Annotated in this window: 18 protein-coding genes and 1 riboswitch; of the genes, 4 read left to right on the forward strand and 14 right to left on the reverse strand. The window is 71.1% G+C overall.

Translation table 11 applies throughout. The features are described from left to right. Positions 1-30: 30 nt before the first annotated feature. From ribH to ribD, 4 genes are read right to left on the reverse strand one after another with little or no spacing between them, the layout of a single operon-like run. Positions 31-507, reverse strand: a complete 477-nt coding sequence (gene ribH, locus QNO14_RS02965; RefSeq protein ID WP_257506698.1) for a 6,7-dimethyl-8-ribityllumazine synthase — start codon at positions 505-507, stop codon at positions 31-33. Continuing rightward, positions 504-1,778 carry a GTP cyclohydrolase II gene (gene ribA / locus QNO14_RS02970; RefSeq protein WP_257506699.1) on the reverse strand — a complete coding sequence of 425 codons (1,275 nt, stop codon included), beginning with the start codon at positions 1,776-1,778 and terminating at the stop codon, positions 504-506. Before ribA ends, ribH begins: the two co-directional genes overlap by 4 nt. Beyond that, a complete protein-coding gene (locus QNO14_RS02975) occupies positions 1,775-2,419 on the reverse strand; it encodes a riboflavin synthase (protein WP_257494696.1) in 645 nt (214 codons plus the stop codon). Before QNO14_RS02975 ends, ribA begins: the two co-directional genes overlap by 4 nt. Continuing rightward, the gene (gene ribD, locus QNO14_RS02980) at positions 2,419-3,489 is read right to left on the reverse strand and encodes a bifunctional diaminohydroxyphosphoribosylaminopyrimidine deaminase/5-amino-6-(5-phosphoribosylamino)uracil reductase RibD (protein ID WP_257494694.1); all 1,071 of its coding nucleotides are present in this window, start codon (positions 3,487-3,489) and stop codon (positions 2,419-2,421) included. Before ribD ends, QNO14_RS02975 begins: the two co-directional genes overlap by 1 nt. Positions 3,490-3,552: 63 nt before the next feature. Next, a riboswitch (FMN riboswitch) is annotated at positions 3,553-3,695 on the reverse strand. A 125-nt stretch (positions 3,696-3,820) separates the two neighbouring features. On the opposite strand from ribD, the gene QNO14_RS02985 reads away from it, so the two are divergent. Further along, complete coding sequence (locus QNO14_RS02985) at positions 3,821-5,572, forward strand: glycerol-3-phosphate dehydrogenase/oxidase (protein WP_257506700.1); 1,752 nt, start codon at positions 3,821-3,823, stop codon at positions 5,570-5,572. Next, entirely contained in the window at positions 5,569-7,110 is a 1,542-nt protein-coding gene (glpK, locus tag QNO14_RS02990) for a glycerol kinase GlpK (RefSeq protein WP_257506701.1), read from the forward strand. The genes QNO14_RS02985 and glpK overlap by 4 nt, the downstream gene beginning before the upstream one ends. A 12-nt stretch (positions 7,111-7,122) precedes the next feature. Here glpK and QNO14_RS02995 read toward each other — a convergent pair whose 3' ends face one another. From QNO14_RS02995 to QNO14_RS03005, 3 genes are all read right to left on the reverse strand, one after another. Then, complete coding sequence (locus tag QNO14_RS02995) at positions 7,123-9,063, reverse strand: glycoside hydrolase family 127 protein (RefSeq protein ID WP_257506702.1); 1,941 nt, start codon at positions 9,061-9,063, stop codon at positions 7,123-7,125. Between the two features lie 32 nt (positions 9,064-9,095). Continuing rightward, a complete protein-coding gene (locus QNO14_RS03000) occupies positions 9,096-9,971 on the reverse strand; it encodes an Fpg/Nei family DNA glycosylase (protein WP_257506703.1) in 876 nt (291 codons plus the stop codon). Between the two features lie 75 nt (positions 9,972-10,046). Continuing rightward, the gene (locus tag QNO14_RS03005) at positions 10,047-10,613 is read right to left on the reverse strand and encodes a GNAT family N-acetyltransferase (protein WP_257494689.1); all 567 of its coding nucleotides are present in this window, start codon (positions 10,611-10,613) and stop codon (positions 10,047-10,049) included. Positions 10,614-10,894: 281 nt separating this feature from the next. Here QNO14_RS03005 and QNO14_RS03010 point away from each other — a divergent pair, with 281 nt between their 5' ends. Beyond that, positions 10,895-11,815: a type IV toxin-antitoxin system AbiEi family antitoxin domain-containing protein gene (locus QNO14_RS03010; RefSeq protein ID WP_257506704.1), complete on the forward strand. Its 921-nt coding sequence runs from the start codon at positions 10,895-10,897 to the stop codon at positions 11,813-11,815. A gap of 156 nt (positions 11,816-11,971) precedes the next feature. Here the strand turns inward: QNO14_RS03010 and trpS are convergent, their stop codons facing one another. The 7 genes from trpS to sdhC form a co-directional block, all read right to left on the reverse strand. Then, entirely contained in the window at positions 11,972-12,976 is a 1,005-nt protein-coding gene (trpS, locus tag QNO14_RS03015; RefSeq protein WP_257506705.1) for a tryptophan--tRNA ligase, read from the reverse strand. Between the two features lie 46 nt (positions 12,977-13,022). Next, entirely contained in the window at positions 13,023-13,874 is an 852-nt protein-coding gene (locus tag QNO14_RS03020) for an exodeoxyribonuclease III (RefSeq protein ID WP_257506706.1), read from the reverse strand. 62 nt (positions 13,875-13,936) lie between these two features. Further along, the gene (locus tag QNO14_RS03025) at positions 13,937-15,145 is read right to left on the reverse strand and encodes a YihY/virulence factor BrkB family protein (RefSeq protein ID WP_257506707.1); all 1,209 of its coding nucleotides are present in this window, start codon (positions 15,143-15,145) and stop codon (positions 13,937-13,939) included. A gap of 28 nt (positions 15,146-15,173) precedes the next feature. Next, complete coding sequence (locus QNO14_RS03030; protein ID WP_257494682.1) at positions 15,174-15,944, reverse strand: succinate dehydrogenase iron-sulfur subunit; 771 nt, start codon at positions 15,942-15,944, stop codon at positions 15,174-15,176. A 2-nt stretch (positions 15,945-15,946) separates the two neighbouring features. Further along, positions 15,947-17,752, reverse strand: coding sequence for a succinate dehydrogenase flavoprotein subunit (sdhA, locus tag QNO14_RS03035; RefSeq protein WP_257494681.1), 1,806 nt, complete (start codon positions 17,750-17,752; stop codon positions 15,947-15,949). 41 nt (positions 17,753-17,793) lie between these two features. After that, positions 17,794-18,249: a succinate dehydrogenase hydrophobic membrane anchor subunit gene (locus QNO14_RS03040; RefSeq protein WP_257494680.1), complete on the reverse strand. Its 456-nt coding sequence runs from the start codon at positions 18,247-18,249 to the stop codon at positions 17,794-17,796. Then, entirely contained in the window at positions 18,249-18,683 is a 435-nt protein-coding gene (gene sdhC / locus QNO14_RS03045) for a succinate dehydrogenase, cytochrome b556 subunit (RefSeq protein WP_257494678.1), read from the reverse strand. The genes QNO14_RS03040 and sdhC overlap by 1 nt, the downstream gene beginning before the upstream one ends. Before the next feature lie 180 nt (positions 18,684-18,863). Between sdhC and QNO14_RS03050 the strand changes: the two genes are divergently transcribed. Beyond that, positions 18,864-19,976 carry a mannose-1-phosphate guanylyltransferase gene (locus tag QNO14_RS03050; RefSeq protein WP_257494677.1) on the forward strand — a complete coding sequence of 371 codons (1,113 nt, stop codon included), beginning with the start codon at positions 18,864-18,866 and terminating at the stop codon, positions 19,974-19,976. Positions 19,977-20,002 lie beyond the last annotated feature (26 nt).

The raw sequence follows: 20,002 nt of genomic DNA on the forward strand, positions 1-20,002 counted from the left end.
CGCCACCTTCAGCGTTCCTGATGGTCGCGATCAGCCCCGCAGGTCGCGGAGCACGATCGCGGTGCGCATCGCGGCATCCGCCGCCTCGGCGCCCTTGTCCTCCTTCGAGCCCTCCAGGCCCGCACGGTCCAGGCCCTGCTGCTCGTCGTCGAGCGTGAGCACGCCGAATCCGACCGGCTTGCCGGTGTCCAGCGCCACCCGCGTGAGGCCGTCGGTGGCGGCGGAGGAGACGTAGTCGAAGTGCGGGGTGCCGCCGCGGATGATGACGCCGAGTGCGACGACCGCGTCGGCGCCGGACTCGAGCGCCGCCTTCGAGACGAGGGGCAGCTCGAACGATCCGGGCACCCGCACCAGCGACCAGGTCGCCCGCGCCGCATCCAGAGCGCGCTGCGCTCCCGCGATCAGGCCGTCGGTGATGACGTCGTGCCAGGTGCCGGCGACGACGACGACCCGCAGGCCCGTGCCATCGACCGGGGCGTGCTGCTGGGGGGATCCGGTGCCGCTCATGCGCGGGCCTCCTTGCTCTGCGCCAGGGCGCTGTCGAGGTCGTCGCTCGCGATGATGTGGCCCATGCGGTCGGCCTTCGTCGCCAGGTACTGGTGGTTGTTGGGGCCGACGCCCACGAGGAGAGGAACCTGCTCGGCGACGTCGAGGCCGAGGGCGCGCAGCTGGTCGACCTTGTCGACGTTGTTCGTCAGGAGCCGCACCTTGTCGACGCCGAGGTCGGAGAGGATGCCGGCGGCGGCGGCGTAATCGCGCGCATCGGCGGGAAGACCGAGGGCGAGGTTCGCGTCGACCGTGTCCAGGCCGTTCTCCTGCAGGCTGTAGGCGCGCAGCTTGTTGATCAGCCCGATGCCTCGGCCCTCGTGGCCACGCATGTAGATCACGACGCCGCCGTCCTGCTCGATCGCGTCGAGGGCGGCGTCGAGCTGCGGCCCGCACTCGCACTTCAGTGACCCGAAGGCCTCACCGGTCAGGCACTCGGAGTGCACGCGCACCAGGGGAGCGTCGTCGGTGAGGTCGCCGGAGACGATGGCCAGGTGATCGGTGCCGGTCACGCGGTCCTTGTAGGCCAGCACCCGGAAGACGCCGTGCGAGGTGGGGAGCTTGGTCTCCGCGCGCAGGCTCACCCGGCGCCGGTGCGGCACGTTCGCGGGCGAGACGACAGGCTCGTGCTCGTCGAGGTAGGCCACGAGCTGCTCGATCGTGATGACGTGCAGGCCGTCGCGCTCGCCGAGCTCCAGCAGGCCGGGGAGGCGCATCATCGACCCGTCCTCGGCGACGAGCTCGCAGATCGCGGCCACCGGCTCGAGGCCGGCCAGGCGCATGAGCTCCACCGAGGCCTCGGTGTGGCCGCCGCGCTCGCGCACCCCGCCGTCCACCGCCCGCAGCGGCAGGATGTGGCCGGGGCGGATCACGCTCGCCGGCGTGGCATCCGGATCGGCGAGCACGTTGAGGGTGTGCGAACGGTCGCCCGCGCTGATGCCGGTGGTGACGCGATCGGCGGCATCCACGCTGACCGTGTACGCGGTGCCTCGGGCGTCCTCGTTGACCTCGACCATCGGTGGGAGATCCAGCCGGTCGGCCCACTCTGCGGGCATGGGTGCGCAGATGAATCCGCTGGAGTGGCGCACGGTCCAGGCGATCCATTCGGGTGTCGCCAGCTGGGCCGACAGGACGACGTCGCCCTCGTTCTCGCGGTTCTCGTCGTCGGCGACGATGACCGGGCGCCCGGCGCGCAGGGCCGCGAGGGCCTCGGGAATGGTGGAAAGGCTCATCGGGAGCCTCCTTCGTTCGGGACCGCGGGGGCGGTCGGGGGGAATGCGAGCAGGCGCTGCACGTGGCGCGCGAGGATGTCGGTCTCGAGGTTGACGCGGTGACCCGGGGTGAGGGCGCCGAGCGTCGTGGCGGTGAGCGTCTCGGGGATGAGTGATACCTCGAACCACGCGGGCTCGGCACCGGCAGGGCTGACCGCGCTGACGGTGAGCGACACGCCGTCTACGGCGATGGAGCCCTTGTCGACCACGAGCGGGGCGTGCGCGGGGTCGAGCGAGATGCGCAGCACCCGCCACTGGTCGCCCGGACGCACCTCGAGCACCTCCCCGGTGCCGTCGATGTGCCCCTGCACGATGTGCCCGCCCAGGCGGCCGTGCGCGGCCATGGCACGCTCGACGTTCACGCTCCTGCCGGCGGCCACCTCGCCGAGGGTCGACATGTCGAGGGTCTGCTTCATGACGTCGGCGGTGAATGCGTCGCCCTGCTGGTCGACGACGGTGAGGCACACTCCGCTGATGGAGATCGAGTCGCCATGCCCGGCATCCGACACCGCCAGCGGTGCGCGCACCGTCAGGCGCACGCCATCGCCCGAGGGTGCGACGGCCGTGATCTCGCCCAGTTCCTCCACGATTCCGGTGAACATCAGCGCGTTCCTTCCTGTTGCTGTTCCCCGGCCCGCCGGGGGGTCGCGACGATCAGCAGATCGTCGCCGAGTCGTTCGACGGCGGCCACGTCCAGGCGCAGCTGCTCGTCGATGGTGGTCACTCCGGCATCGCCGATCGCCGTGATCGGTCCGCCCAGAAGGGTGGGGGCGACGTATGCGAGCACCTCATCGGCGAGCCCCGCACGCAGGAAGGCGCTGGCGAGGGTCGGGCCGCCCTCGACGAACACCCGCTGCACGCCCCGGTCGCGCAGCTGCGCCAGCAGAGACGTCGCCGCGTGGTCGTCCTCGCCGAAGAGCTCGGCGCCTTCGTGCAGCATGAGGGGACGAGGATGCCGGTGCACGCGCGCGTCGCCGGGAATCGGGCGACGCCCCACGACCACCGGCATGGGCTGCGCGTCGTGCAGTGCGCCATCCGGGCGTCGTGCGGTCAGCGCCGGGTCGTCTGCGAGCACGGTCCCGGTGCCGACGACGATCGCGTCGGCGGCGGCACGCCGGCGGTGCACGTCCTCCCGGGCGGCGGGCCCGGTGATCCACTGACTGGTGCCGTCGGCCGCCGCGGCACGCCCGTCCAGGGACTGCGCCCACTTGACGGTCACGTGGGGGCGGCCCAGTCGCTGCACGGTGAGCCACGAGTCCAGCAGCGCGCGGCCCTCGTCGGCCAGCACTCCTCCGGTGACGTCGACGCCCGCCGCGCGCAGCCGCGCCGCGCCGCCGGACGATGCCCGGCCGGGATCGTCGACGGCGTAGACGACCCGGGCGACGCCGGCCGCGATGAGCGCCTCGGAGCACGGACCGGTCCGTCCGGTGTGGTTGCAGGGTTCCAGCGTGACCACCGCGGTGGCGCCCCGCGCCGCATCGGGGCCGAGCCTGCCGAGGGCGTCGACTTCGGCGTGGGCCGTGCCGGCGCCGCGGTGCCAGCCTTCGGCCAGCACCGTGCCGTCGGGGGAGAGCAGCACGGCACCCACCTGCGGATTGACCCCGCGCGGTCCGTGCAGGGCGAGAGACATCGCGCGGCGCATCGCCTCGCGTTCTCGCTCCGTCGCTTCCATCCGTGGTCCTCCGGTCAAGACTCCGGGGCAACGGACGGGCCGCCGACGACGCACGGGGCGTCGTTCGTGCTTCCTCCCATCCGGACTAGCGACATCTGTCGCATCACCGTCGGTCCCGGAATCCCACCGGGTCAACCCTTGCCGTCAGGCGCGGGTTCGCGGACTGTCACCGCCGGTTCGGATTCCCACCGACCCCGGAGCACGTTTCTGCTCCGAGTCTAGTCAACGCGGCGCCACCCTGTTCATTCCCCGTCAGGGCGCCCGTGGCGACCGCTCGACCCGCCGAAACGTGCGAGGGTGGGAGGCGCGCACACGAAGGAGAGACGCACGGATGACGGTCGACGACAGCAACGTATTCGCCGGCCTGGCCGCGCGACCACACGCGGACGTGCTCATCCTCGGGGGAGGCATCAACGGCCTCGCAACCTTCCGCGACCTGGCGATGCAGGGCGTGGACGTGGCCCTCGTGGAGCGGGCGGACTATGTCAGCGGCGCCTCCGCGGCGTCGTCGCACATGATCCACGGCGGGGTGCGCTACCTCGAGAACGGCGAGTTCCGGCTCGTGCACGAGGCGGTCACCGAGCGCAACGCCCTGCTGCGGACCGCGCCGCACTATGTGCGCCCGCTGCAGACCACCATCCCGATCTTCTCGACGTTCTCGGGTCTGCTCGCGGCGCCCCTGCGGTTCCTCCGCCATGGCTCGGGGGCCAAGCGCGAGCGCGGGGCGGCCCTGATCAAGATCGGCCTGGTCATCTACGACTCGTTCTCGCGCGGCGGCGGGCAGGTGCCGCGGCACGCCTTCCGTGGGCGCAAGCGCTCCCTGCAGGAGCTCCCCGACCTGAATCCGGCCGTGAAGTACACCGCGACCTACTGGGATGCCTCGGTGCACGACCCGGAGCGGCTCGCGATCGACGTGCTGCGCGACGCGCTCGCGGCCGGGGGCGGCCGTGCTCGGGCGGCCAACTACACCGCGGCGGTCGGAGTGGGAGAAAACGGCATCCTGCTGCGTGACGCCATGAGCGGCGAGGAGACCGTGTTCGCAGCGTCCGTCGTCGTCAACGCCACCGGACCCTGGGCGGACCTCACCAACGCGGGACTCGGCGACCCGGTGCGGCGCATGGGGGGCACGAAAGGGTCGCACATCGTCGTGGACAGCCCCGAGCTGCTGGCGGCCACCGGCGGGCGGGAGCTGTTCTTCGAGAACGAGGACGGCCGGATCGTGCTGATCTATCCGTTGCGCGGCCGCGTGCTCATCGGCACCACCGATCTCGAGCACGACATGCGGCAGCCGGCGGTGTGCACCGAGGCCGAGGTCGATTACTTCATCGACCTGGTCGGTCAGGTGCTTCCCGGCATCCGGGTCGAGCGCGACCAGATCGTGTACCGCTTCTCCGGCGTGCGGCCGCTCCCGCGCCATGACGATGTCGCCCCCGGGTTCGTCTCGCGGGACTACCGCATCGACGAGACACGGGTGGCGGGGCTCCCCGCGGTCGTGCTGACCCTCGTGGGCGGAAAGTGGACCACGTTCCGGGCGTCTGCGGAGCGCCTCGCCGACACCGTGCTCGGCCACCTCGCCGCACCTCGCCGGCGCTCGACGAAGGGGGTGGCGATCGGGGGCGGGCGGGGCTTCCCCACCACGCAGCGCGCCCGCGCGCAATGGGTCAAGGCCCACGCCGGCGACCTGCCGGTGGACCGGGTCGACCAGCTGCTCAGCCGCTACGGCACGATCGCCGCCGACGTCATCGCCGCCATCATTGCCGATCCCGACGACCGCCCCCTCGCGAACGCGGCCGGCTACAGCTCCGGCGAGCTCCGTCACCTCGCGGCGACCGAGCACGTGCGCCACCTCGACGACATGCTCATGCGCCGCACGGGCCTGGCCTTCACCGGCGGGGTCACCGCCGAGGCCGCGCGCGAGGTCGCGGGCGTCATCGCCCCGGTGCTCGGGTGGAACCGCTCGCGTGTCGGCCAGGAGGTCGACCGGGCGATGCTGGCCGTGCGCGCCGCCGATCCCGCAGCGGTGTCCGACGCACCCGCCCCGGCGCTGCCGGAACCGCTCACCGACAGTCAGGACGCCCGATGACCGACCACGTGATCGCGATCGACCAGGGCACGACGTCCACGCGCGCCATCGTCTTCGACGCCGAGGGCACCATCGTCACCACCGCGCAGCGCGAGCACGCGCAGATCTTTCCGCGCGCCGGCTGGGTCGAGCACGATCCGGTCGAGATCTGGACGAACACCGAGTGGGTGCTCTCGTCGGCGATGTCGCGCGCCGGCGTGGGCGCGGGCGACGTCGCCGCCATCGGCATCACCAACCAGCGCGAGACCGCGATGCTGTGGGACCGGCGCACCGGCCGTCCGGTGCACAACGCCCTCGTCTGGCAGGACACCCGCACGCAGCGGCGCATCGATCAGCTGGCCGCCGAGTCCGACGCCGGCAGCCAGCGGTTCGCGGAGCAGACCGGGCTGCCGCTGGCAACGTACTTCTCGGCATCCAAGATCGCCTGGATCCTCGACAACGTCCCGGGCGTGCGCGCGGCGGCGGAAGCCGGCGACGTGCTCTTCGGCACCCTCGACAGCTGGGTGATCTGGAACCTCACCGGCGGCAGCCGCGGCGGCATCCACGTCACCGACGTCACCAATGCCAGCCGCACCCTCCTGATGGACCTGCGGACCCTGGACTGGTCGGACGAGCTGCTCGAGGTGTGGGGGATCCCGCGGGCGGTGCTGCCGGAGATCCGCTCGTCGTCCGAAGTGGTCGGCGAGGTCACGGTGCCGGGCGTCGCGCGCGGCATCCGCATCGCCGGCATCCTGGGCGACCAGCAGGCGGCGACCTTCGGGCAGGCGGCGTTCGACGCGGGGCAGTCGAAGAACACCTACGGCACCGGCAACTTCCTCCTCGTCAACACCGGCGACGAGCTCGTGCGCTCGCAGCACGGCCTCATCACGACCGTCGCCTATCGCCGCGAGGGCGAGGCCGCCCGCTACGCCCTGGAAGGGTCGATCGCCGTCACCGGATCGCTCGTGCAGTGGCTGCGCGACAATCTTGGGATCATCCAGCGCTCCGAAGAGGTCGAGACCCTCGCAGCGACCGTGGAGAACAACGGCGGCGCATACTTCGTGCCGGCCTTCTCCGGCCTGTTCGCACCGTTCTGGCGGCCCGAAGCACGCGGGGCGCTGGTGGGCATGACGCGCTACGTCAACCGCGGGCACATCGCCCGCGCCGCCCTGGAATCGACCGCGTTCCAGACGCGCGACATCGTGGAGGCGGTCGCCGCCGACACCGGCGTGACCCTCGAGGAGCTGCGGGTGGACGGTGGCATGACCCGCAACGATCTCCTCATGCAGTTCCAGGCCGACATCCTGGGCATCCCGGTGGTGCGGCCGCGCGTGATCGAGACGACTGCGCTCGGCGCCGCGTACGCCGCCGGGCTCGCCACCGGGGTCTGGTCGGACCAGGACGAGCTGCGCGCGTACTGGCAGGAGGAGGCCCGCTTCGAGCCCCGCATGGGCGAGGACGAGCGGGAGCGTCGGCACCGGCTGTGGCGCAAGGCCGTGACGAAGTCCTTCGACTGGGTCGACGAGGACGCCCGCATCCTCATGGGCACCGACCAGTAGCCCCGGCGGTCCCTATCGCTCGGTGTCCACGGGCATCCACACGCGCATCGTCGACGGTCCGCGCTCGGCCCACGCGTGGTAGGGGACGAGTGCGACGTCCCGCGCGGTGTCGGTGTCGGTCTCGCCGGCCGGCGGCGCTCCCGCATACGGCCACGGTGCGTCGGCGGTCGCTGCCGTGCGCAGCCGCACCACTACACGGCCGTCGTCGTCGAGGGGCGCCGCCTGCGTGCTCACGCGGGCATCGGCCACGTCGGCGCCGAGGTCCACCGACTCGAGCGCATACACGACGGGTCCGCGCTCGACGGCGACCTGTCCGCGCACCGCGTCCACGCGGGGGTCGGCCCAGGTCCAGCGCGCGCGCATCGGCAGTTCCACGACGACCGTGTCGCCGGCTCGCGGTCCGCTGACCACGAGGTAACCGTCTTCGGCTCGTCGCTCGACCCCGTCGACGCGCACGAGACCGTCCGGCACCCAGCCCGGCACCCGCACCGAGAGCGTCCAATCCCCGGCAGCCCCGGTCGCGGAGATCTCGAGGCGCCCGTCCGCGGGATAGGCGGTCCGCACCTCGAGCTCGAGCGGGCCGCCGGCCAGCTCGGTGCGGATCGTGGCGGGGGCGAACTGATGCAGTTGCAGGCCGGTGTCATCGACCGAGGCCAGATAGGCCCCGAGCGACGCGAACGTGCGGGTCAGGTTGGTCGGGCAGCATGACACCTCGAACCAGGGGGCGCGCAGGCTCGACGCGGCGCGAGGGCTCGCCTCGTCGGGGTCGACCTCACGGCCCGGCACGCGCTGCTGCAGCGGGTTGGTATAGAAGAACGCGCGCCCGTTGGCTGCGGGGGATGCCGCCACGACGTTGAAGAGGGCGCGCTCCACCGCGTCGGCGTGGCGGGCGTCGGCGGTGGCGAGCAGCAGACGGTGGTTGAGCATGACGGATGCCACCCCGGCGCACGTCTCGGAGTAGGCGCGGTCCGGCGGCAGCTCGAAGTCCAGCCCGAAGGACTCGCCCTCGTGGTGCGCACCCATCCCGCCGGTGAGATAGGTGCGGCGGGCGAGGGTCGCGGTGGTCTGCTGGACGACGGCATCCAGGAGCGCCTGCTCGCCGGTCTCATCGGCGACGTCGGCCGCGCCCGCGGCGAGGTACAGCGCCCTCACCGCGTGGCCGTCGAACACCGTCGCCTCCCGCACCGGCACGTCGTCCTGGAAATACGCGGAGCCGAGCCCGATCTCGCCGAGCACGCCCCGGCCGCGACGGTCGATGAACAAGCGTGCCTGGTCGAGGTAGCGCCGCTGCCCCGTTACGCGGAAGAGCTCGACGAGGGCGACCTCGATCTCGGGGTGGCCGCACACGCCCTGATTGCCATCGGGGCCGAACTCGCGGCACACGTGGTCGGCTGCGCGGATCGCGACGCGGACGAGCTCGTCGTCGCCGTGGGTGCGTGCCCGGGCGACGCCGGCCTGGATGAGATGGCCGAAGCAGTACAGCTCGTGCCCCCACTGCAGATCGCTGTAGCGGGCGGCATGGCCGGGACGGCCGAACATCGTGTTGAGGTACCCGTCGTCCTCCTGCGCCGCGGCCACACGTGCCGCCAGACGGCGCAGGCGCGCGTCGAGGTCGGCGTCGCCGGTGCGCCCGACCTCCCAGCTCATCGCCTCGAGCAGCTTGTAGATCTCCGAGTCCGAGAACTCACGACCTCGGCGGTCCGCCGGCAGACGCCCCTGGACGGCGGCGTCGAAGTTGCCCGCCCACCCCATCTTCTCGATCCAGCGCTCGACATGCGCGATCATGTCGCTGGCGTTGCGCTCTTGACGCTCGCCCCAGAAGCCGCCGTCGATGCGCACCTCGGCCAACCCGAGCGGCCGCCACCGAGTGTGGGAGGGGGACATGGGGCGACCGGCATCGGGTCCCGCCTCGTGGCGGATGCCGGGGGCGAGGGGGACGGCTGTGTCGCTCATACGTGGGTCTCCGCAGCTCGGGGCGAGGCTCGCTACTTCAGCAGCCGGGACAACCGGCGGTCGGCCAGGATCTTGCCGCCGGTCTGGCAGGTCGGGCAGTACTCCAGCGAATTGTCGGCGAAGAACACCGAGCGCACCTCGTCGCCGCAGACCGGGCAGGTCTCACCGCGCCGGCCGTGCACCTGCATGCCGCGGCGCTTGGCATCCTTCAGATCGGCGGGGGGCTTTCCGGATGCCGCGGCGACGGCATCCGTGATGGTCTCCCGGAGGGCCGCATAGAGCCGGTCGATCTCGGCGTCGTCGAGACCCGCCGCGAGGGCGTACGGAGACATGCGCGCGGCGTGGAGGATCTCGTCGGAGTAGGCGTTCCCGACCCCGGCGATGACGGACTGGTCGCGCAGCACCCCCTTGATCTGCGTGCGCCGGCCGGCGAGCAGTCCCGCGAGCGTGTCGCGGTCGAAGCCCGGGTCGAGCGGATCGGGGCCGAGGCGCGCGATGCCGGGAACGTCGGCGGGAGCCCGGACGACGTAGACGGCGAGGGACTTCTTGGTGCCGGCCTCGGTGAGGTCGAAGCCCGCTCCGTCGTCGAAGGCGATGCGCAGGGCGATCGGGGTGCGACCCGGCTTGATGACGGTCGCCGGGAGCCGGTCGTACCAGCGCAGCCACCCCGCCTTGGCGAGGTGGAACACGAGGTGCAGCGTGTCGCCGGTCGGGGTGCGCGCGGCGAGGTCGACGAACTTCCCATGGCGCTCGGCGGCGGTGATCTCCGCCTCGGTCAGCGCGTCGACCGGAGGGTCGTACGTCTTCAGTGCGGCGATGTTCGCGACCGTCGCGCGGGACACGCGCAGGCCGCGTGCGCGCTCGCCGAGGAAGTCGACGAGCCCCTGCACTTCTGGCATCTCGGGCATACCAGGCATCCTGGCACGGACACGCGGAGCGCGGGCGGGGCTTGCGTCGGCGCCCCCGGGCCCCCGTGGTGCAGGTCAGACGGCGAGGATGGGCCAGTCCACGGGCGAGCGATCGTCGGTGGGGAGGAGCCCGGCGACCCAGCCGTCGTGACGGCCGCGGGGGTCGACGAGCTTCTGGCGCATCAGGCCCTCGTAGCGGAATCCCAGCGAGCGCGCTGTGCGGGCGGAGGGGATGTTGCCGACGATCGCCTGCCACTCGATGCGCTGGAGACCCAGCCCGTCGGGGTCGAACGCGAAGTCGATGACGGCGCGCGCCGCCTCGCCGAGGTAGCCCTGGCCGCGCGCGGACGCCGCCATCCAGAACCCGATCTCGGCGTCGCCTCCCACGTGCAGGTGCTGCAGGCCCAGCATGCCGATCCACGCGCCGTCGAGGCGGACGGCCCAGGTCAGCTCGGTCTCGGCGTCCCACCACTCGGCGGCCTTGGCGATGAAGTCGATGGCGTGGCTGCGGTAATAGGGGGAGGGCAGCGTCGTCCAGCGCGCCACTTCGGGGTCCTGCGCGGCCGCAGTGACGGCGTCGGCATCCGTCTCGGTCGGGAGCGACAGCTCGAGGCGGGACGTGCGGAGGGTCACCGGTTGCATCATTCGAGCCTAACCGCGCGCCGACGGGCGCAATGCCGCCGGCCGGGGTGCGCCCCGCACCCGCCGGCGCCGCCCGCCCGTGCACAACGTCGGCGATCCGGGCCGGGCCGCCACCGCGCGCCCCCGCGGCGGGCTATCCGCCTCGATGTGGCGACGTTGTGCACAGCGAGACGCGCAGCCGAGAAGCGCCGGCTCCTCCACAGCCGCCAGCTGCCCCCGGCTATCCCCGAAACCGTCGTCGGCCCGCCGGCGCCCGACCGCGCTGGAGCATCATCGGGACGGTGCACGCCACCCGAGTCGCCATCGCCCCCGACGCACCGGCACCGTCCGAGCTCCCCCGTGTCCCGGCCACGATCAGCTACGCGGCGTTGCGCCGGCACGGTGCCAGTCGGCGCCGCATCAGCGTCGCCGTGGCCAGCGGATCGCTCGTCCGCGTGCGCCGCGGCACCTACGTCGACGGCAGTGCTCCGCCCGAGTTCCTCGCCGCCGCCCGCCACGGCGGACGCGTGGACTGCCTGTCACTGCTGTCGGCACTGAAGGTGTTCGTCGCGGTGAACCACGTGCTGCACGTGCAGATGGATCGCGGGTCCACGCGGGTTCCGCCTCGGACCGATCGCGTCATCCGGCACTGGAGGTCCACGGCCGCTGCGAGTGACGCGCTCGCGGCGCCGCTGATCGAAGCGCTCGCGCAGGCGTGCCGGTGCCAGCCACCGCGCGCGGCGATCGCCACCCTGGACAGCGCGTGGTACCGGGGGCTGGTGGACGAAGCCGGCATCGCCGAGGTGTTCCGGATGCTGCCGCAGCGATTCCTGGTGCTGCGTCCGCTCCTCGACCCCCGTGCGGAGTCGGGTATCGAGACGCTCATGCGGCTGCTGCTGCGGGCGCACGGGTGGCAGGTCGACGTCCAGGTGCAGATCCGCGGCGTGGGCCGGGTGGACCTGGTGGTCGATGGCTGGCTGATCATCGAATGCGACAGCGAGCAGTTCCACGGCGGCTGGAAGGAGAGCCGCCGAGACCGCCGGAGGGATCTGCAGGCCGCGCGGCAGGGGTACGTCACACTGCGCCCGATCGCCGAGGACATCCTGCACCGACCCGATGAGGTGATCAGTGCCATCCGCGACGTCGTAGCCCACCGGACGGCGCTGCTCGGCGCGCACCAGGTCGCCACCGGTCGTCGGCGTCGGGCGGCGAGCTCCCGCTGACGGCGCCGGGCAGGCGCGCTGCGCGTGCACAACGTCGCCGGATCCAGCGGCGAGAGCGGCGGTCGCGCTCCTGAGGGGTGGCCGCGGCTGGATTGCCGACGTTGTGCACGCTGCGCGGCTTGCACGCCGGCCGTCGATGCCGCCGGCCAGCCGGCGTCAGGCGCGGCGGAGCAGGCCCACCCGGTCGTACACGGCCGACAGCGTCGCGTCGGCGACCTCGTCGGCACGGGCGGCGTTCGCCGCGAGCACGCGGTCGAGCTCCGCCGGGTCCGAAAGCAGTTCGAGCGCGCGCTCGCGCACCGGGCCGAACTCGTTCACGACGACCTCGGCGAGCCCCTTCTTGAAGTCGCCGTAGCCACGGCCTGCGTACTCGTCCTCGATCGACGGGATCTGCCGGCCGGTGAGGGCGGCGTAGATCACCAGGAGGTTCGACACCCCGGGCTTGTTCTCGCGGTCGTACCGCACCACGCCCTCACTGTCGGTGACGGCGCGCATGATCTTCTTCGCCGACACCTTGGGGTCGTCCAGCAGCCACAGCACGCCGGCATCCGATTCGGCCGACTTCGACATCTTCGCCAGCGGGTTCTGCAGGTCGTAGATGCGTGCCGTCTCCTTCTGGATCACCGGCATCGGCACCGTGAACGTCTCGCCGTAGCGGGAGTTGAACCGCTCGGCGAGGTCGCGCGTGAGCTCGACGTGCTGCTTCTGGTCGTCGCCGACGGGCACGATGTCGGTCTGGTACAGCAGGATGTCGGCGGCCATCAGGATCGGGTAGGTGAACAGGCCCACCGAGGTGCTGTCGGCGCCGTACCGCTGCGACTTGTCCTTGAACTGCGTCATGCGCCCGGCCTCGCCGAATCCGGTGATCGTCGAGAGGATCCACGCCAGCTCGGCGTGTGCGCGCACGTGCGACTGGACATAGAGGGTCGACCGCGACGGCTCGATGCCGGCGGCGATGTACTGCGCCGCGGTGCGACGGGTCTTCTCGCGGAGCTCGGCGGGATCGTTGGGCTGGGTGAGCGCGTGCAGGTCCACCACCGAGAAGTACGCCTCGTACGCCTCCTGCAGGTCACGCCACTGCAGGAGCGCCCCGATGTAGTTGCCGATCTGGAGCGAATCGGCCGAGGGCTGCATTCCGGAGTAGAGACGGGGCTTGGTCACCCCTCCAGTCTATGGAGCGGATGCCACGCCCCTCGCCGCGCCCGCATCACACTCCCACCGTGTAGTCCGCGATGACGGGCGCGTGATCGCTCCAGCGGGTGTCCCACGAGGGCGCCCGCACGACGCGGTAATCCGTCACCCGTTCCGCCAGCGCGGGGGAGGCCAGGTGGTAGTCGATGCGCCAGCCGGTGTCGGTGTCGAACGCCTTGCCGCGGTTGGACCACCACGTGTACGGGCCGTCGACGTCGCCGTGGAACGCGCGGCCCACGTCGACCCAGCCGAGCCCGGTGCCGGTGGATCCGTCGACGCCGCGGACCTCTGCCCCGGCGGCGCCGGTGAACCGGTCGAAGTAGGCCCGCTCGCGGGGGAGGAACCCGGCCTTCTTGACGTTGCCCTTCCAGTTGCGGATGTCGAGCTCCCGGTGTCCCACGTTCAGATCGCCGGTGATGACCGCCAGCGCGCCGTCGGCCGCGAGGCGCGGCATCCGCGCCTCCATCGCATCGAGGAAGGCGTACTTGGCCACCTGCTTGTCGGTGTCGGCCTGGCCGGTGAAGACGTAGGCACTGACGATCGTGACCGGCTCGCCGTCGACGTCGATGTCCGCCTCGACCCAGCGGCCCTTGGCATCGAGGGTCTCGTCCGCGCCGAGGTCGGTGCGCCACACCTCCAGCGGCTCGCGGGCGGCGATGGCGACGCCGGCGCGGCCCTTCGCCAGCGCCTCGTCGTTGACGACGTGCCAACCGGGCAAGGCGGCGGCGAGGTCGGATGCCTCGGCCCGCACCTCCTGCAGGGTCAGGATGTCGACCTCGGCTGATTCGAGCCAGGGCGTCATGCCCTTGCGGACGGCGGCGCGGATGCCATTGACGTTGACGGAGGCGATGCGGAGTGTTCGTGGCACGACGAAAAGCCTAACCAGCGGGGCTGACACCCGACGTCGCAGCGAACCAGCGGAACGCCGCCTCAGTCCAGCAGCCCGCCGGGGACGCGGGTGTCGGCCCGTGGCAGCGCCGCCTGCGCGCGGGCCAGCTCCTGCTTCGCCGCGCGCACGTCGCGAGCGGCTCGGCGGGCTCGGTACCAGGGCGCGCGCCGGCGCCGTTCGCGTGCCTCGCGCAGGTGCACCTCCGCGGCGATCACGAGCGCGCGCGCTTCGACGGCGCGGCGCTGCGCATCGCTGACCGGGGCGAGGGGGATGTCGCGGTCCCGTGCCACGACGGCGGTCCACGAAGCGGCGACGAGGATCACGATCGCGATCAGACGGAACCACACCAGGAACGCGATGAAGACCGAGAACGTCGCCAGCAGCGGGTTGGCCGGCGTGTAGACCAGCAGCAGGCCGGCACCCAGCTGCAGCACCCCGATCGCCGCTCCGCCCAGCACCGCGCCGGGCCAGATGGTCGGCCACGGCACCGAGGCCCCGGCGAGAAACCGGAACAGCAGCGCCAGCGCGGTGGAGTTGATCCCGAAGGCCACCACGACCGACCCCACCCGGCTGGCCACCGACACCCAGGCCGCGGCATCCTGCCACCCGAACAGGTCGAACAGCAGATTGACCGCGCCCGAGGCCATCGCCCCGAGCCCCGCACCGAGCACGAGCGCGATGCCGAACATCGCCCCGGCGACGAAGTCGCGCGCCTTCAGCACCAGATAGCTGCGGGGGTCGAACGGCAGCCCGAAGATGTCGCGCACGGCACGGCGGGTGTAGGTGACGAAGCCGATGGCGGTCCAGATCGCCACCACGAACGCCACGGAACCGGTGATCGCGAGCGCGCCCGTGCTGGAACGGGCCACCTCGGTGACCTCCTCCCGCGTCACCAGACCGCCGGCGGAGATGAGGTCGGGGATGTAGAGGTTCACCAGCGCGATGAGAGCGTCGATGGCATCCCTGCTGCCGCCGAGCCAGACTCCGACGATCGCGAAGGCGAAGTACAGCACCGCGAACATCGCGAACAGCGACTGGTAGCTGATGCTGGCAGCGAGGAGGAACCCGTTGTGGCGCAGGAAGTGCCGCCACACCCGCACCGGGAACCACGCCAGCGTGCGCCGGCGCAGCGCCGTGGCGCGCTCGATCGGCTCGTCCAGGCGTTCGCGCAGCACCGAATCGTCCCAGCGGGCGCGCCACGAATCGTCCCGCCCGTCGTCGGGCGCGCCCTCCCGGCCGGGGTCGCTCACGCGCCCCAGCGTACCGAGGGGGATCCGGCTACTTGCGCAGGATCGCCTGCTTCACCTCGGCGATGGCCTTGGTGACCTCGATGCCGCGGGGGCACGCCTCGGTGCAGTTGAAGGTCGTGCGGCAGCGCCACACGCCTTCCTTGTCGTTGAGGATGTCCAGGCGTGCGTCGCCGGCGTCGTCGCGCGAGTCGAAGATGAACCGGTGCGCGTTGACGATCGCGGCGGGCCCGAAGTACTGCCCGTCGGTCCAGAACACCGGGCACGACGAGGTGCACGCGGCGCAGAGGATGCACTTGGTGGTGTCGTCGAAGATCTCGCGGTTGGCGATGGTCTGGATGCGCTCCTTGCCGGGCTCCGGCTTGGAGGTGGCGATGAGGAACGGCTGCACCTCGCGGTACGACGCGAAGAACGGCTCCATGTCGACGATCAGGTCCTTCTCCAGCGGCAGGCCCTTGATGGCCTCCACGTAGATGGGCTTGGAGATGTCGAGGTCTTTGATGAGCGTCTTGCAGGCCAGGCGGTTGCGACCGTTGATGCGCATGGCGTCGGAGCCGCAGATGCCGTGCGCGCACGAGCGGCGGAAGCTCAGCGAGCCGTCGACCTCCCACTTGATCTTGTGGAGGGCGTCCAGCACACGGTCGGTGGAGTACAGCTCCACGTCGTAGTCGACCCAGCGCGGCTCGGTGTCCTTCTCGGGGTCGAACCGGCGGATGATGAAGGTGACGAGGAACGACTGGATGCCGGTGGCGCCGGACTCCACGGCGTCGGCCGTCTCGGCGGGGGCGAGTGCGGTGGCCATGCCTAGTACTTCCTCTCCATGGGCTGGTAACGCGTGATGACGACGGGCTTCCAGTCCAGGCGGATGTGGTCCTCGGGGTGCGAGGACTGCGGGTCGCCGGAGAGGTAGGCCATCGTGTGCTTCATGTAGTTCTCGTCGTCGCGCTTGGGGTAGTCGTCGCGCATGTGGCCGCCGCGGCTCTCCTTGCGGTTGCGGGCGGTGACGACGACGACCTCGGCGAGGTCCAGGAGGAACCCGAGCTCGACGGCCTCGAGCAGGTCGGTGTTGAACCGCTTGCCCTTGTCGTCGACGTGCACGTTGCGGTAGCGCTCGCGGAGGTCCGCGATGACGTCCATGACCTCGGCGAGGGACTCGTCGGTGCGGAAGACCTGGGCCTTGCGGTCCATCTCGTCCTGCAGCGTCTTGCGCAGCACCGCGATGCGCTCGGTACCCGGGTTGTTGCGGAGGGTCTCGAGCATGTCGCGGACCTCCTTGGCGGGGTCCTCCGGCAGCGGCACGAAGTCCGCGGTCTGCACGTACTCGACGGCGTTGCGGCCGGCGCGCTTGCCGAACACGTTGATGTCCAGCAGCGAGTTGGTGCCCAGACGGTTGGAGCCGTGCACCGAGACGCACGCGCACTCGCCGGCGGCGTAGAGGCCGGGGACGACGGTGGTGTTGTCGGCGAGCACCTCGGCCTTGACGTTGGTGGGGATGCCGCCCATCGCGTAGTGGGCGGTCGGCATGACCGGCACGGGCTCCACCACCGGGTCCACGCCCAGGTAGGTGCGGGCGAACTCGGTGATGTCGGGGAGCTTCGTCTCGAGCACCTCGGCGCCCAGGTGCGTGCAGTCCAGCAGCACGTAGTCGCGGTCCGGCCCGGCACCGCGGCCCTCGGCGACCTCCTGCACCATGCAGCGGCTGACGATGTCGCGGGGGGCGAGGTCCTTGATGGTGGGGGCGTAGCGCTCCATGAACCGCTCACCCGAGGCGTTGCGCAGGATCGCCCCTTCACCGCGGGCGCCCTCGGTGAGGAGGATGCCGAGGCCGGCGAGGCCGGTGGGGTGGAACTGGAAGAACTCCATGTCCTCCAGGGGCAGGCCCTTGCGCCAGATCACGCCGACGCCGTCACCGGTGAGGGTGTGCGCGTTCGAGGTCGTCTTGAAGATCTTGCCGAAGCCGCCGGTGGCGAAGATGACGGCCTTGGACTGGAAGACGTGGAGGTCGCCGGTCGCGAGGTCGTAGGCGACGACGCCCGCGACCTGCATGCTGCCGTCGGGCGCCTTCACCGTCACGAGGTCGAGCACGTAGAACTCGTTGAAGAAGTTGATGCCGAGGCGCACGCAGTTCTGGAACAGCGTCTGCAGGATCATGTGGCCGGTGCGGTCTGCGGCGTAGCAGGCGCGGCGCACCGGGGTCTTGCCGTGGTCGGCGGTGTGACCGCCGAAGCGGCGCTGGTCGATCTTGCCCTCGGGGGTGCGGTTGAACGGCAGCCCCATGTTCTCGAGGTCGATGACGGCGTCGATCGCCTCTTTGGCGAGGATCTCCGCGGCATCCTGGTCGACGAGGTAGTCGCCGCCCTTGACAGTGTCGAAGGTGTGCCACTCCCACGAGTCCTCTTCGACGTTGGCCAGGGCCGCCGCCATGCCGCCCTGCGCCGCACCGGTGTGCGAGCGGGTCGGGTAGAGCTTCGAGATCACGGCGGTCTTCGCGCCAGGGCCGGCCTCGATGGCCGCCCGCATGCCGGCGCCGCCGGCGCCCACGATCACGATGTCGAACTGGTGGTAGTGCACGCCGTCCTTGACGACGGCGCCTTCGCTCTGGGTGCTCACGTGTCAGATGCCTTCAATCTCTGCTGTGTCGCGCGACGTCGCTACGCCGCGCACTTCTCGATCAGCCACTCGGTGGCGCTGTTCTCAATCCCGAGGCAGGGGTCGAAGGTGAACACCACGAGCGTGCCCAGGACGATCATGAGCCCCGACGACAGCCAGACCGCCCAGACCAGCGCGCGACGGGCCTTGGGGCCGGTGACGTAGTCGTTGACGATCGTGCGCATGCCGTTGGCGCCGTGGATGAAGGCGAGCCAGAGCATCAGCACATCCCACCACTGCCAGAACGGCGAGGCGAACTTGCCGGCGACGAATGCGAAGTCGATGCCGTGGATGCCTTCGCCCAGCATGAGGTTCACGAACAGGTGGCCGAAGATCAGCACGACCAGCAGCACGCCCGAGACGCGCATGTAGATCCAGCCCCACTTCTCCAGGTTCGCGCCCTTCTTGCGGGGCGTGGAGTGCGGCGCGCGGGGCGCGGCGAGGGTGTCGGCGGTCATCAGTGGCCTCCCCATCCGGAAGCGAACACGATCGAGAGGTGGCGCACCGAGAACGGCACGAGGGTCACGAGCCACAGGGCCAGAACGCCCCACCAGAGCTGGCGCTGGTAGCGCGCGCCCTTGGACCAGAAGTCCACGAGGATGATGCGCAGCCCGTTGTACGCGTGGTACGCGATCGCAGCGACGAGGACGACCTCGCCGAGCCCCATGATCGGGTTCTTGTACGTGCTCATGACCGCGTTGTACGCCTCAGGCGCCACGCGGATCAGTGCCGTGTCGAGCACGTGCACGAGCAGGAAGAAGAAGATGGCGACGCCGGTGATGCGGTGCAGCACCCACGACCACATGCCCTCGTTGCCGCGGTACAGCGTGCCGCGCGGCGTTCTGGATGTCGTCTCTTTCACCGACAGCGTGACGCGTGCTGGTGCAGCCACTTTCGTCCTCCATGGTCGACAGGGGGGAGGTGGACCGCTCGCACAGGAGGGGCGGAATCCACGTTGCGTCACAGGGGCGCGTCGTCCATCCTATTCCCGCGGATCGAACCGAGGCGACGAAGGCCTGCCTAATCGCGGCTGTTCACGGGGCGGATGCCGCGTGTCGCTAGCCTGGGCCCCATGGCAGACACCCTTGCGAACTTCTACGCCGTCATCCCCGCGGGGGGAATCGGCAGCCGCCTGTGGCCGCTCTCGCGCGCCGACGCCCCCAAGTTCCTGCACGACCTGACCGGGTCCGGGCAGACGCTGCTGCGCGACACCTGGGACCGCCTCGAGCCCCTCGCGGGTGCTGACCGCATCGCCGTGGTCACCGGTCGCGCGCACCGCGCGGCGGTGGAGGAGCAGCTGCCCGGCATCCCCGACCGCAACGTCTTCCTCGAATCCGACCCGCGGGAATCCGCCGCCGCGATCGGGCTGGCAGCGGCCGTGCTCGTGCGCCGTGAGCCCGATGTCATCATCGGCTCGTTCGCCGCCGACCACGTGATCCGTGGCACCCGCACGTTCGAGTTCGCCGTGCAGCAAGCCGTCGCCGTCGCCCGCGAGGGCTACATCTGCACGATCGGCATCCAGCCCTCCGAACCCTCCGTGGGGTTCGGATACATCAAGAAGGACGGCGAGCTCATCGTCGACGGAGCCCCGGAGGCCGCCGTCGTCGAGCGCTTCGTGGAGAAGCCCGACCTCGACACCGCGAAGGAGTACTTCGCCGACCGCTCGTACCTGTGGAACGCGGGCATGTTCATCTCCCGTGCCGACGTGCTGCTGGCCGAGCTCGCTGAGAACGCGCCCGAGCTGCACGCGGGCCTGCTGGAGCTCGCGGAGGCGTGGGACGACCGGGAGCGCCGCGGTCCCGTCGTCGACCGGGTGTGGCCGACGCTCCCCAAGATCGCGATCGACTACGTCGTGGCCGAGCCCGCGGCCGAGAAGGGGCGCCTCGCCGTCATCCCCGGGCACTTCGACTGGGATGACGTGGGGGACTTCGCGAGCCTCGCCAAGCTCAACTCCCACGGCCGCAACGAGCTGGCGATCCTGGGAAAGAACGCGCGCGTCCTCTCGGACGCCGCCAGTGGCATCGTGGTCAGCCAGACCTCGCGCGTCATCAGCCTCATCGGCGTGAAGGACATCGTGGTCGTCGACACCGAGGACGCTCTGCTGGTCACCACGAGCGAGCACGCGCAGCGCGTGAAGGGCGTGGTCGATGCGCTCAAGCTCACCGGCCGCGGCGACGTTTTGTGAGCTGTCTATGACGCGATGATTGCGTC

Source organism: Microbacterium sp. zg-Y625, from assembly GCF_030246925.1.
GTDB lineage: Bacteria > Actinomycetota > Actinomycetes > Actinomycetales > Microbacteriaceae > Microbacterium > Microbacterium jiangjiandongii.

Bases quoted from the DNA above. Each gene is read 5' to 3' on its own strand.
- ribH (WP_257506698.1), bottom strand. From the start codon at position 507: ATGAGCGGCACCGGATCCCCCCAGCAGCACGCCCCGGTCGATGGCACG.
- ribA (WP_257506699.1), bottom strand. From the start codon at position 1,778: ATGAGCCTTTCCACCATTCCCGAGGCCCTCGCGGCCCTGCGCGCCGGG.
- QNO14_RS02975 (WP_257494696.1), bottom strand. From the start codon at position 2,419: ATGTTCACCGGAATCGTGGAGGAACTGGGCGAGATCACGGCCGTCGCA.
- ribD (WP_257494694.1), bottom strand. From the start codon at position 3,489: ATGGAAGCGACGGAGCGAGAACGCGAGGCGATGCGCCGCGCGATGTCT.
- QNO14_RS02985 (WP_257506700.1), top strand. From the start codon at position 3,821: ATGACGGTCGACGACAGCAACGTATTCGCCGGCCTGGCCGCGCGACCA.
- glpK (WP_257506701.1), top strand. From the start codon at position 5,569: ATGACCGACCACGTGATCGCGATCGACCAGGGCACGACGTCCACGCGC.
- QNO14_RS02995 (WP_257506702.1), bottom strand. From the start codon at position 9,063: ATGAGCGACACAGCCGTCCCCCTCGCCCCCGGCATCCGCCACGAGGCG.
- QNO14_RS03000 (WP_257506703.1), bottom strand. From the start codon at position 9,971: ATGCCCGAGATGCCAGAAGTGCAGGGGCTCGTCGACTTCCTCGGCGAG.
- QNO14_RS03005 (WP_257494689.1), bottom strand. From the start codon at position 10,613: ATGCAACCGGTGACCCTCCGCACGTCCCGCCTCGAGCTGTCGCTCCCG.
- QNO14_RS03030 (WP_257494682.1), bottom strand. From the start codon at position 15,944: ATGGCCACCGCACTCGCCCCCGCCGAGACGGCCGACGCCGTGGAGTCC.
- QNO14_RS03040 (WP_257494680.1), bottom strand. From the start codon at position 18,249: ATGACCGCCGACACCCTCGCCGCGCCCCGCGCGCCGCACTCCACGCCC.
- QNO14_RS03050 (WP_257494677.1), top strand. From the start codon at position 18,864: ATGGCAGACACCCTTGCGAACTTCTACGCCGTCATCCCCGCGGGGGGA.